Annotated in this window: 11 protein-coding genes and 1 tRNA gene; 6 read left to right on the top strand and 6 right to left on the bottom strand. The window is 69.8% G+C overall.

Annotated elements, in window-relative coordinates; translation table 11 throughout:
• Position 1: 1 nt before the first annotated feature.
• From ACQ393_RS04075 to ACQ393_RS04090, 4 genes are all read right to left on the bottom strand, one after another.
• A complete protein-coding gene (locus ACQ393_RS04075) occupies positions 2-877 on the bottom strand; it encodes an alpha/beta hydrolase (protein WP_430645542.1) in 876 nt (291 codons plus the stop codon).
• 34 nt (positions 878-911) lie between these two features.
• The gene (locus tag ACQ393_RS04080; protein WP_430645543.1) at positions 912-1,349 is read right to left on the bottom strand and encodes a hypothetical protein; all 438 of its coding nucleotides are present in this window, start codon (positions 1,347-1,349) and stop codon (positions 912-914) included.
• Positions 1,346-2,218, bottom strand: a complete 873-nt coding sequence (locus tag ACQ393_RS04085) for an NAD(P)H-binding protein (RefSeq protein ID WP_430645544.1) — start codon at positions 2,216-2,218, stop codon at positions 1,346-1,348. The genes ACQ393_RS04080 and ACQ393_RS04085 overlap by 4 nt, the downstream gene beginning before the upstream one ends.
• A 74-nt stretch (positions 2,219-2,292) precedes the next feature.
• Complete coding sequence (locus ACQ393_RS04090; protein WP_430645545.1) at positions 2,293-2,979, bottom strand: GntR family transcriptional regulator; 687 nt, start codon at positions 2,977-2,979, stop codon at positions 2,293-2,295.
• Positions 2,980-3,109: 130 nt separating this feature from the next.
• Between ACQ393_RS04090 and ACQ393_RS04095 the strand changes: the two genes are divergently transcribed.
• The 6 genes from ACQ393_RS04095 (at position 3,110) to ACQ393_RS04120 (ending at position 10,897) form a co-directional block, all read left to right on the top strand.
• Positions 3,110-5,449, top strand: a complete 2,340-nt coding sequence (locus ACQ393_RS04095) for a transketolase-like TK C-terminal-containing protein (protein WP_430645546.1) — start codon at positions 3,110-3,112, stop codon at positions 5,447-5,449.
• A gap of 17 nt (positions 5,450-5,466) precedes the next feature.
• Positions 5,467-6,789 (top strand): PucR family transcriptional regulator, encoded by a 1,323-nt coding sequence (locus ACQ393_RS04100; RefSeq protein ID WP_430645547.1) that lies wholly within the window; start codon positions 5,467-5,469, stop codon positions 6,787-6,789.
• 179 nt (positions 6,790-6,968) lie between these two features.
• Positions 6,969-7,580 (top strand): VOC family protein, encoded by a 612-nt coding sequence (locus ACQ393_RS04105; RefSeq protein ID WP_430645548.1) that lies wholly within the window; start codon positions 6,969-6,971, stop codon positions 7,578-7,580.
• A complete protein-coding gene (locus ACQ393_RS04110) occupies positions 7,577-9,169 on the top strand; it encodes an FAD-dependent monooxygenase (RefSeq protein WP_430645549.1) in 1,593 nt (530 codons plus the stop codon). The genes ACQ393_RS04105 and ACQ393_RS04110 overlap by 4 nt, the downstream gene beginning before the upstream one ends.
• A gap of 18 nt (positions 9,170-9,187) precedes the next feature.
• Positions 9,188-10,048 (top strand): fumarylacetoacetate hydrolase family protein, encoded by an 861-nt coding sequence (locus ACQ393_RS04115; RefSeq protein ID WP_430645550.1) that lies wholly within the window; start codon positions 9,188-9,190, stop codon positions 10,046-10,048.
• 60 nt (positions 10,049-10,108) lie between these two features.
• On the top strand, positions 10,109-10,897 hold the full coding sequence (locus tag ACQ393_RS04120) for an IclR family transcriptional regulator (RefSeq protein ID WP_430645551.1): 789 nt from the start codon (positions 10,109-10,111) through the stop codon (positions 10,895-10,897).
• Between the two features lie 45 nt (positions 10,898-10,942).
• On the opposite strand, the gene ACQ393_RS04125 is transcribed toward ACQ393_RS04120, so the two are convergent.
• Positions 10,943-11,875, bottom strand: a complete 933-nt coding sequence (locus ACQ393_RS04125) for a bile acid:sodium symporter family protein (RefSeq protein WP_430645552.1) — start codon at positions 11,873-11,875, stop codon at positions 10,943-10,945.
• Between the two features lie 374 nt (positions 11,876-12,249).
• Positions 12,250-12,321 (bottom strand) — tRNA-Gln (locus ACQ393_RS04130).
• Positions 12,322-12,362: the final 41 nt, after the last annotated feature.

Below are 12,362 nucleotides of genomic sequence, written 5' to 3' on the forward strand. Positions count from 1 at the left end.
GTCAGGCGACCGCGGCCTTCGCGACCTCGCGGGCGAAGTCGAGCTGACCCTGCTGGAATTCGGCGCTCGGCGAGTGGAAGTCGATGCAGTGCCCCGAGCCGAGCTGCAGCTCGATGTCGACGGTCGGCGCAGCCGTGAATCCTGCGCGATACTGCTCGACCTCGCCCTGGTCGGTGACCCAGAGCGCGTCGAACTCGCCCTGCCGGTGGTACACGGGAACGCCGACCTGCGCGCACATCTCGGCACGGCGTCCGATCCACCCGCCCGTGATGTCGAGCAGCTCGACCTTGGGAACCAGCGTGTTGGAGGGGTGGCTGGCCGCCGGCATGTCGTCGGCGAACGTGCCGGCGGGCCCGAACATGACCTGGTCCTTCATGGGAACGGGCAGGTCGATCATCGGGATCGGCGGCAGCGACTCCCAGGCGCCGCGCGACTCCTGCGGGACTCGCACGAGGCAGCCCGAGGTCGTCAGGCCGAGGAGCGGCCATGACGGGTCCGATGCGGCGATCGCCGTCGCCACGGCGCCGCCGATCGAATGGCCGAGCAGGACGATGCCCGGGGACGCCTCGCCGTACTGCTCCCAGATGGAGCCGATCGCGTCGCCGAGCACTGCGGCGTTCGCGAGGATGATCGAGTCCTCGCTCTCGAGCGGGCTGGAGTCGACGTAGTTCGGGCGGTCGAGCGCGATGACCGGGATGCCCCGCTCGGTCGCGCGATCGAGCAGCGAGTAGCCGGGGATGTCGAAGTACTCGGAGGTGTAGGTCCCGCCGTGGAGTGCGATGACGAGCGGCGCGCCGTCGGCGCGCTCGACGCGGTCGAGGTTCGAGCGGCCGCTGTAGCGGCGGTCGCCATGGGTGTGGGTGAACGGAATGGACATCGTCGTCCTCTCGGGTTGTGGGTGGGTGGTCGATTCAGGCGGATGCCGTCGCCTGGTCGCGGGCGAGTGCCTCCCGCAGGTCCGCTGCGACGCCGCGAGCGAGTGCGGCGTCCCGGTGGTCGGACCGGAGCGTCAGGATGGACGCGCCCGCCAATGCCGGGTCGAGGTCGCTCGGGCGAGCGATGACGAGGAAGTGGAAGTGTCGGTGGTTCTCCCCGAAGCTGAGGAAGTAGACGCTCGGCGCGCCCGTCGCCGCCGTGAGCGCGGTCGCGAGCCGTTGCGACACCGGGCCGAACTCCGCGGCATCCTCGGCGGTGAGGCCGTCCCAGCCTTCGGCGTGCCGTCGCAGTCGCAGGACGAACCATCCCGGAACGTCGTAGCCGCGGGCGACTTCGCACGCCCAGCGCTCGTCGCGGTAGGCGATCGCGGATGCCTCGGCGTGCTCGAGCTCGCAGGGCAGGCAGCCGCTCACGCGATCACCTCGGCGGGCTCCAGCACCTCGTCGAGGAACGATTCGATCGTGCGGGCCGGGCGTCCGAGGACTCGCTCGACCGTGTCGGTCACGAACTCGGACTCCCCCGCCCGGAACAACTCGTACATCTCCGCGAAGTGGTCGGCCTCCCACTCCTCGGTGCCCCGCGCAATCAGGGACGCACGCACCTGCCCCGGTGCGACGTCGACGACGTCGACCGGCACGCCGGTGCGCGCGGCGACGAGGTCCGCGATCTCGGCGTAGGTGACCGCACGGGGGCCGGTGAGCGACAACGTCAGACCGTCCCATTCGTGGCTCGCGATGACCCGTGCGGCCACGGCGCCGACGTCCCGCGCGTCGATGAGGCTGATCCCGGCGTCGCCGAGCGGATTCATGAGCGCACCGCCGGCCTTCAGGCCGGGCAGCATCAGACGCTCGACGAGCACCTGGAGGAACGAGTTCGGCCGCAGGATGACGAACGGCTGGCCGCTCTCCTGCAGGACGCGCTCCACTTCCCAGTGCTGACGGCAGGCGTGGGGTCCGTCGGGGGTGATGGCCGAGCTCGTGCCCGACAGCTTGACGATGCGCGCCCGGCTGCGGCGGAGTTCGCGGATGACCCGCAGTTGCGCATCGGCCATCGCGAATGCGTGGGGCGAGAGCAGGAAGACCGTGTCGATCCCCTCCGCCGCGGCATGGAGCGCCCCGGCGTCGCTCATGTCGCCGCCCACGATATCGAGGTGTTCGCCCAGCTGATCGCGCGCGCGCTGCACGTCCCGGACCATGACGCGTGGGGCTTCGCCGGCGCCGACGAGCGCCGAGACGACATGCGGGCCGACGTTTCCCGTGGCGCCCAGGATGAGTGCAGACATCGTTGTCCTTCGCTATTCGCTACGATATATCCTGCATGCTAGGCATCGACCGGCTCGGGCACAACCCCCTGGGTTCAGAGTTGCTCGAGTGCGTCGATGTGCGTGCGGATCTTGGCCTCGTTCGCGGCGAGGTGGGCGCGGAGCAGGTCGATCATCGCATCCGGGTCGTCCGCCAGTGCCGCGTCAAGCAGGACGCGATGGGTCTCGTACCGCCTCACCCGTTCCTCCTCGGTGATCTGCGTCGGGTCGAATACGAGGTGGGTGTAGCGCTCCGCAGCCATCCAGACGGTGTGCAGGATGCGCTCGTCCCACTCGTTGGCGGCGGGGTGGACCAGTGCCTCGTGGAAGTCGTAGTGGGCCTGCCAGGCGACCTCCGGGTCGTGGTCGCGGGTGCCCTCGAGCAGGGCTTCGAGCCGTGCGACCTCGGTGGGCGTCCGCTTGCCGGCCGACTCCCCCGCCAGCGGGAGCTCGATGACGTAGCGGAGTCGGTAGATCGCCGCCAGATCCGCACTGCTCAGCGGGGCGACGCTCGCGCTGCGCGCCTGTCGGAGGATGATCAGCCCCTGCGATTCCAGTCGACGCAGTGCTTCGCGGATCGGGATGTGACTGACACCCAGCTGGTCCGCGAGGTCGCGGATCGAGAAGTTCGCGCCGGGCGCGAGCGCGCCGGTGAGCACCGCGCGACGCACCTCCGAGGTCACGAGGTCCACCGCCGAGGCGTTGGCGCCCGCCACCGAGCGGACCTGGCGTTCCATCGTCATCGCACCCTCCACGGCGTCTCGACGTCCGCCCGGATCACATCGTGCCACGCGCGGCACGCGTCGCTTGCGATTCGAACGAACCCGTCGCTAGTGTATAAGATATATTCTTATCGGAACAAGGAGGTCGCCGATGTCGATGATGACGCGAGAGCCCGAGGTTCGTCGGCTCGAGACACTGCAGGCGATCGAGCGCAAGGTGTTGTGGCTCTCGACGGCGATCATCGACGCCGCGAACGCCGCCGGTCGCAAGGACCCCGACGGCCTGAAGGTCGGCGGTCACCAGGCCTCCAGCGCATCGCTGGCCACGATCATGACCGCCCTGTGGTTCACGACCCTCACGTCGGAGGACCGCGTCTCGGTGAAGCCGCACGCCTCCCCGGTACTGCACGCGATCAACTACCTCCTCGGCGAACTCGACGCGGACCAGCTCGGCACGCTGCGCGCGTTCAAGGGGTTGCAGAGCTACCCCAGCCGGTCGAAGGACCCGGACACCGTCGACTACTCCACCGGTTCCGTCGGCATCGGCGCGACCGCGCCGGTCTGGGGCGCGATCGCGCGACGCTATGCGGCCGACATCGCCGGGAACCCGCGCAGCGTCGGACGTCAGTACAGCCTGGTGGGCGACGCAGAACTCGACGAAGGGGCGGTCTGGGAGGCCGTGCTCGACCAGACCGTGTCGGAGCTCGGCGAGATCGTCTGGATCGTCGACTTCAACCGGCAGTCCCTCGACCGCGTGGTGCCCAACATCTCGGCGACCCGGCTCCAGGCCATGTTCCAGGCCGCCGGATGGCAGGTGCTCACGCTGAAATACGGGAGCTTCCTCAGCGCACTGTTCGATTCCCCCGGCGGTGGCGCGCTCGAGCAGCGCATCGATGAGATGTCGAACCCCGAGTACCAGAGACTGCTCCGCTGCTCCGCGACCGAGCTCCGCGACCGGCTCCCCGGCGACGGCCCGAACGCCGATGACATCCGCGCCCTGCTCGCTAGCCTGGATGACGCGGAGGTCATGCGCGTGATCCGCGGCCTCGCCGGGCATGACATCCCGAGCCTCGTGACCGCGTTCGAGGAGATCGACGACACACGCCCGACCGTCATCTTCGCGTACACGATCAAGGGGCACGGCCTGCCGACCGCCGGCCATCCGCAGAACCACTCGGCGCTTCTCAAGCCGGAGCAGTTCGCACAGGTCGCTGCCGAGCTCGGCGAGAACGCAGACGACCCGTGGCGACGGTTCGACGAGGGATCGGATGCCTCGGCGCTCTGTTCGCTCGTCGCCCAGCGCCTGCAGCGGCCGGTCACGGCGCCTCCTGCGAAGGTCGACGTGCCCCGCGACTTCGGGCGCAGCATCGGCGGTCACGCGTCGACCCAGCAGGCGCTCGGGCGGCTGCTGCTCGACCTCACGAGACGCGCGCCCGAAGCGGCGCGACGGGTCGTGACCGTCGCCCCGGACGTCGCCTCGAGCACGAATCTGGGCGGCTGGGTCAACAAGGCGGGCGTCTGGTCGCCGAGCGAGAAGCGCGACTGGTTCGCCGACGACGCCGAGACGATCCTGCACTGGGACGAACGTCCGACCGGCCAGCACATCGAACTCGGCATCGCGGAGGTCAACCTGGTCTCGCTGCTGGGCGAACTCGGAACCACCTGGAGTCGTTGGGGCGAACCCGTGCTCCCGATCGGCACGCTGTACGACCCGTTCGTCACGCGCGCCCTCGAGCCCTGGTCGTTCGGCGTCTACGGCGGAGGGCAGTCGATCCTCGTGGGCACGCCGTCCGGCGTGACGCTCGCCGCGGAGGGCGGGGCGCACCAATCGATCATCACGCCGTCAATCGGCATCGAGCAGCCGGGCGTGGTCTCGTTCGAACCTGCCTTCGTCCAGGACTTCGAGTGGTGCATGCTCGATGCCCTCTCGCGCCTGGGGCGGCCCGACGGGTCGTCGAGCTACTTCCGGCTCACGTCGCGCGTGCTCGATCAATCGCTCGCCGCCGTACCGGTGGACCCTGCGGCACGCGAACGGCGGCGGCGTCAGGCGGTCGCCGGCGCCTACGCGCTGCGCCGCGTGGAACGACCGGCCGTCACCCTCGTGGGCGTGGGAGCGCTCGTGCCCGAGGTGCTCACCGCGGCGGACCGCCTGCACGAAATGGGCGTCGCAGCCGATGTCGTCTGCGTCACGAGTGCCGATCGCCTCTACCGGGCGGTGCGCGCCAGGAGCGGTCATGGCGACGGCGACGCGTCGATCATCGAGCAGGTGTTCCCCGCCGATCGAGCCACTCCCGTCGTCACCGTCCTGGATGGCCATCCTCACACGCTCGCCTTCATCGCCGGCATCCGCGGCGTCCGAAGCGTGAACCTCGGGGTGACCGAGTTCGGCCAGACCGGCACACTGCAGGAGCTCTACCGGCTCCACGGCATCGGCCCGGACGCACAAGTCGCCGCGGCCCTCGATCTGGTCGACCCGTCGCCGGTAGGGTAACACGCGGAGGCTCCGCGATGAGGAATTCGCGTCTGGCGACGTCGCCGACGACCCCGGCCGCGCCTGCCGTGCCCTGGCTGCCATTGCTCAGGCCGAGCGCCGCCCAGCACTCGCTCGTTCCGGCCAGCAGCGGTGCGCAGTACGCCCGCGTCGTCAGTGAGGTCGGGGCCGATGCCGCCCAATGGGCGGTCGAGGTCGGCCTCGAGGTCGCCGAGCGCGTGGCGGCCGAGATCCCGGGACACATCGCCGAGGGCGGTCTCGATGTGCTGCGCATGGGCACCGAGTCCACGACCATCCAGCTCCTGCTGCTCCTGTCCGGCGCGGAGGTCGAGGGACCGGCCACGTCGGAAGCGCTCGGCGGCATCCCGGACTTCGTGCGGCGTCGGGTGAGCCTGGACGAGCTGCTCCGAGGCATCCAGCTCGGTCATTCGGTCATCGCCGGCGCCTTCCTCGCCGAGTGCGCGCGTCTCGGCGATCCCGAGCAGCGTCACGAGCAGATGCGCACCCTGTCGCAGCGCATGTTCGCGTTCTTCGACGCCTTCTCCACCCAGATGGCGGCGTCGTATCGCGAGGAGGAGGCCCGCTGGGTGAAGAGCGATGCGGCCTCCCGCCTCGCCGTGGTCGAGGACCTCCTGCGCGGCCACGACCAGCCCCTCGCGGTCGTCTCGCGGCGACTTCGCTACGACCTCGCCCGGAGCCACGTCGCTCTGGTGGTGTGGAGCTCCGCCCGGACGCTCGACGCCGATCAGACGGCCCTCCACGAGGCCGCCCGCGACCTGGTGCGCCACAGCGGCGCCGAGCAATCCCTCGTGCTCGCCGTCAATCTCGGAATGGTCTGGGCGTGGGCGACGCCGCGCAGCACTCCTGAGGAATTCGTGGACCGCCTCGCATCGATGACGCTGCCCGCCGACACGCACGCGGTCATCGGAGGCACCGGACGAGGATTGGCGGGATTCCGCGCCTCGCACGACGATGCACTGGCGGCATTCGGGCTGCGATCGTCGTCGACGTCGACGACATCCGTCACGCCCTACCGTGATCTCGACCTCATCTCCCTGCTCCTCGCCGACCGCGACCGCGCGATCCGGTTCGCGCGTGCGGAGCTCGGCCCGCTCGCGGCGACCGATCCGACCGCCGCCGACCTCCGCCGCACGGTCGCCGCGTACCTCGACCTCGGCGGGAGCCCCCAGGCCGCCGCGCAGCGACTGAGTGTCTCGCGCAACACGGTCACGTACCGCGTGCGCCGCGCCGAGGAGCTGCTCGGCCAGCCACTGACCGAGCGCCGGCAGCACCTCCAGGCGGCACTCGCGATCCTCGCCGAGACCGAATCGTTGGGCTGAACGCTCATCGTGCGAAGGACATTGCGCACACCGCACGGTTCGCCCTCCCGATTTGTGCTGCGCGCACTATGCGCCTGATCTCGGGTCACGTTGAATCGTGATGGCTCAGAACGCCGCAGGCATCACGGCCCGCGGCATCCGCTCACACCCGAACGCCCGATCTCAAAGGAGAGACGCACATGCCCGAGAACCAGGCCACCCACTGGCCGGCGAACCCGCCGAAGCTGCACCACACCACATTCACCACATTGCGGATGAAGGAGATGGTGGAGTGGTACGGGCTGGTCTGCGGACTTCGTCCGGTATTCCAGAGCGACGAGGCGTCCTGGCTCACCAATGACGAGGCGAACCACCGCATCGCACTGCTCTCCCCGCCCGGCCTCAAGCACCCGACCGACAAGGGCCACGAGACCGGGATCCATCACACCGCGTTCGAGTTCTCGACCTTCGACATGTGGTTGAACAACTACGTCCGGCTGCGCAACCACGACATCCTCCCGTTCCTGACGCTCGACCACGGCATCACGATGTCGGTGTACTACCAGGACCCCGACGGCAACGGCGTCGAGATCCAGGTCGACGGCTTCGGCGACTGGGCCGACTCGAGCGAGTGGATCGGCAACTCGCTCGACTTCGCGCAGAACCCCATCGGCACCTACTTCGACCCCGAGAAGCTCGTCCAGGCTCGCGACGCGGGCCTGTCGTTCAAGGAGATCCACGACCGCACCCGCGCCGGCGAGTACCTGCCAGCGGTCATCCCCGAGGACATCTTCCTCCCCGAGGTCTGGTGAGCACTCCGGCGCCCCGACCCGACCGGCCCGTCGCCATCATCGGCGGCGGCCCGGTCGGGCTCACCCTCGCCCTGGAACTGGCCCACCACGGCGTGGCCTCGACGATCATCGAGCCGCGGGTGACGGTGGAGCACTCCCGACCACGCGCGAAGACCACGTCAGCCAGGTCGATGGAGCTCTTCCGGCGCATCGGCGCGGCCCGGGAGATCCGCGCGCGCGCGTCGATCCCCGTGTCCTGGTCGAAGGAGGTGCGCTTCTGCACGTCCGTCGCGGGACGGGACATCACCTGGATCTCCGACGTGCTCGGACTCGAGCTCGAAGGATCTGCGCTGACCTCGGAAGCCGGCCAGCAGGTCACCCAGCCGGTCGTCGAGGAAGCGCTGCGTGCGCTGCTCGCGACCTCGCCCCTCGTCGAGACGCGCTACGGCAGCCGCGGGCTCGACGTCGACCTGACCGGCGACCGACCGAAGGTCACCGTCGAGGACGACGCAGGCGAGGTCTCCACGCTCTCCGCCGAGTACGTCGTCGGCGCCGACGGCTCGCGCAGCATCGTGCGCGCCGCACTCGGCGCGCACTACGAGGGCGCACCAGGCGGAAGACCGAACGTCAACATCACCTTCCGCTCGAGGACGCTGGGCGCGATGGTCCCCGCCCGGAATGCGGTCCATCACTGGGTACTCGACCAGGGCGCGCCCGGAATGGTCGGCCCGATGGGACGCGACGACCAGTGGTTCGCCATCTCGACGGGTACCGAGTCCGTCGCCGATGACGACGAAGCCGCGTCGATCGTGCGTGCGCTCGTCGGCGCTGACATCGACGTGGAGGTGCTCGCCACCGATCCGTGGCAGGCGCGGCTCCTGCTCGCCGACTCCTACGGCGCCGATCGCGCCTTCCTCGTCGGCGACGCGGCCCACCAGAATCCGCCGTGGGGCGGCCACGGCTTCAACACCGGGGTCGGAGACGCCGTCAACCTGGGCTGGAAGCTCGCCGCGGTCCTCAACGGATGGGCGCCCGACTCGCTCCTCGACAGCTACGAAGCCGAGCGCCGGCCGATCGCCCGGCAGACGATCGAACTCGCGGCGAACAACATGAAGCACCTGTCGATCGAGCTCGCCTCCCCCGACCTCGTCGCCGAGGGCGCCGACGGCGATGAAGCCCGTGCGGCCGCCGCCGAGCGCATCCAGGCGACCAAGCGCGACGAGTTCCACGCGCTCGGGCTCGTCCTCGGCTACGGGTACGGACCGAGTGCGGCGGCGCAGGCGCCGACGACGCGGGAGTACATCCCGACCACCGCACCCGGCAATCGCCTCCCCCACTCCCGGGACCCCGAGGGCGAGTCGCTCTTCGACCTCCTGGGCCCGGAATTCACGCTCCTCGGCGCCGCTTCGTCGAAGTGGGCGGATGCCGCGGCCGCCCGCGGCATCCCCCTCGTCGTCGTCGACCCCGTCGCGCACGGCTTCCCCCAAGTCGCCGGCGACGACCTCGTCCTCGTGCGACCCGATCAGCACATCGCGTGGCGAGGTCCGGCCTCGGCCGATCCGGATGCCGCGCTCGACCTCGCCGTGCGCGGCTTCGCCGCGGCATCCTGAACCCTCGAAAGGCCCACCATGCGCATCGCCAACCTCGCCGACCGACTCGTGCTCATCCACGACCACCTCGCCGTCGACGTCGAGACCGCCAGTGGCGGACGGTTCGGCCCCGATCCGGCCGCGGTCTTCGCCGCATGGGGCGAGTTCGCCGCCTGGGCGTCGGCGATCGACGTGACGGACCACCCCGACGCCACGGCGTTCCCGGACGAGGAGCTCGGCGCACCGTCGCCCCGGCCGCGTCAGGTCGTCGGCGTCGGGCTGAACTACGCCGACCACGCGGCCGAGGCCGGGCTCCCGATCCCCGATGAGCCGGTCGTGTTCACGAAGTTCGCCTCCGCCGTCACCGGGCCGAGTGCCGACGTGACGCTGCCGGGGGCAACCGTCGACTGGGAGGCGGAACTCGTCGTCGTGATCGGGACCGGCGGTCGCGACATCCCCGAAGCCGAAGCGCTCTCGCGGATCGCGGGCTACACCGTCGGTCAGGACCTGTCCGAGCGAACCGTGCAGTGGCAGGCCACCCCGGCGCAGTTCAGCATGGGGAAGTCCTTTCGGGACTTCGCCCCCACGGGGCCGGCGATCGTCACCCTCGACGAGTTCGCGGACCCGGCGACACTGGCGATCTCGGCGACGATCGTCGAGGTGGACGGCACCGAGACGCGGGTTCAGGACGGTTCCACCGCGCAGCTGATCTTCGGCGTGGCCGAGCTCGTGTCGCGGCTCTCACGCATTCTGGAACTGCTGCCCGGCGACCTGATCTTCACCGGAACGCCTCCGGGGGTCGGCGCCGGCATGGATCCGAAGCGCTTCCTGCGCGACGGCGAGACGCTCGTGACCGAGATCGAGGGCATCGGTGCGATCACCCAGCGGTTCCACGCATGACCGCCGGGCTGAAAGCACTCGTCGACGTCGCCGAGATCGACGGCGTCGTCCGGGAACGAGATGACTGACGACGTCCCGCGTCGTGGCGGACGCCCCGCGGCCGGCGAGCCCCTGCTCGATCGGGCGTTCCGCCTGCTCGGAGCGTTCGACGACGCCGACGGCGCACTGACGCTGAGTCGGCTGAGCGAGCGGTCCGGCATCCCCACGAGCACGACGCTCCGCCTCGCGCAACGGCTCGTGGGGCTTCGCGCGCTCGAGCGACGCCACGACGGCACGTACACCATCGGGCTGCGCATGCTCGAACTGGCGGCGCTCGCGCCGCGCGGTCACGGTCTGCGCGCCGTAGCACTCCCGCACCTCGAGGAGCTGCACCGCGTCACGGGACACCACGTGCAGCTCGCGGTCCGCGACGGAGACGCCGCGGTGATCATCGAGCGGCTCACCGCTCGCGACGCTGCACCGGTGCTGTACAGCGTCGGCGGGCGTGTGCCGCTCTGCGCGACGAGCCTCGGGCACGTGCTCCTCGCATACGCTCCGGCCCCGTTCCGCAACGCCTACCTGGCTCGCGAGCACGTCCTCGAGCCGGAGGGCGAGGTGATCGCCGCCGCCGCGCTGCGGTCGGGCATCGCCTGCGTGCGCCTTCGGGGTGCCGTCCAGTTCACCCGCCCGCTCCCGACGCCGGCGACCTCCGTCGCGGCACCGATCCGCGACGCGCCGGACGAGGTGGTCGCCGCACTGTCGGTGCTCGGCCCGGGACCCGGACGTATCAGCGCCGCGCTCGAGGAGACCGTCATCGCCGCCGCCCACGCCGTCTCACGCGACCTCCGGGCCTCGCGCTCGGCCGCATGACATGGACGCCGCGACCCGAGGGTCGCGGCGTCCGGGTCGTCGGGATCAGGCCTCGATGGTGACGTCCGGCTCCGGCTCCGCCTGCGGCGCGGGAGCCGGCTCGGCCTGCGGCGCCGCATTGCCCGCCGTCCGCCGGATGACCGAACGGAAGACGATCGCCGCGACGAGGCCGAGGACGATCGACACCGGCCCGTAGACGGCCGCCGGCACCGCGATGACCGGGTTCGCCAGCACCACCTGGCCGATGACGAGCGCGATGGTCGCGTTGTGGAGCCCGATCTCGAGCGAGCTCGCGAGGGACTGCGGCGGGCTCACGCGGAACAGCCGCGGCACGAAGAACCCGACCAGCAGGCTCATCACGCAGATGAGGAGCGCGAGCAGCAGGAGCGGCCCGAGGTTCGCCGCGAGCACCGCGAGGTTCCCGATGACGGTGAGGGTGATCACGGCGGCAAGGATGACCATCGAGACGATCCGAACCGGCTTGTCCATGGCGAGCGCGAAGCGCGTCGCGAAGCGGCGGATGAGCATCCCCAGTGCGACGGGCCCGAGCACCATGACCGTCACCTCGAGCGTCTTCTGGAACTGGAGTCCGATCTGTCCGCCGGAGGGGTCGAAGTAGGCGATCGACAGGTTGACGATCAGCGGGATCGTGAAGATCGCCGTCACCGAGTTGACGGCGGTCAGGCTGATGTTCAGCGCGACGTCGCCGCCGAAGACGTGGCTGAGCACGTTCGCGATGGCGCCGCCAGGTGCGGACACGATGAGCATCATGCCGATGGCCAGCAGCGGAGGCAGTCCGGACAGGGCGACGATGCCGAACGTCAGCAGCGGCAGGACGATGATCTGGCACGCGAGCGCGACGAACACCGCCTTCGGGAATCGGACGACGCGCGTGAAGTCGGCGAGGGTGAGGGTCAGGCCGAGTCCGAACATGACGATCGCGAGCGCGACCGGGAGAAGCGTTGAAGCGAGTGGCATCGAGGTCTCCTTCGACCTTGGGAATGCGGGACTCCCACAGCAGACCACCGCCGGATGCGGGCTGAGCCCTCGATTTCAATGGATGGCATCAACGCGCTGGTCGGGGTCAGTGGAGAGACGACGAGTCGCAATTCCTGGGTGCGGCGCGAAGCCCGATGAAGACTGCCGTTGTCTGGGAGGACTCGAACCAAGAACAATCCGTCAAGGATCACGTCGTCCCAGGCTCCACGACCTCGAACGCGCGAAGATCCCCGGAATTCCGGGCCAGAAGCCAGAATGGACTCCCCCGAAGCTGCGAGACTAGCGGGAACGGACATCGCCATCGCTTGTCGCTAGAAATAAGAAAACCCCCGCTGAACGGGGGTTTCTCACTGCTGGGGTACCTGGACTCGAACCAAGAACAACTGAACCAGAATCAGCCGTGTTGCCAATTACACCATACCCCAATGGCCCTGAACCGGAGTTCCGGGCCGACATGTAACTGTAG

Source organism: Agromyces sp. GXS1127 (genome assembly GCF_050565425.1).
Classification (GTDB): Bacteria; Actinomycetota; Actinomycetes; order Actinomycetales; family Microbacteriaceae; genus Agromyces.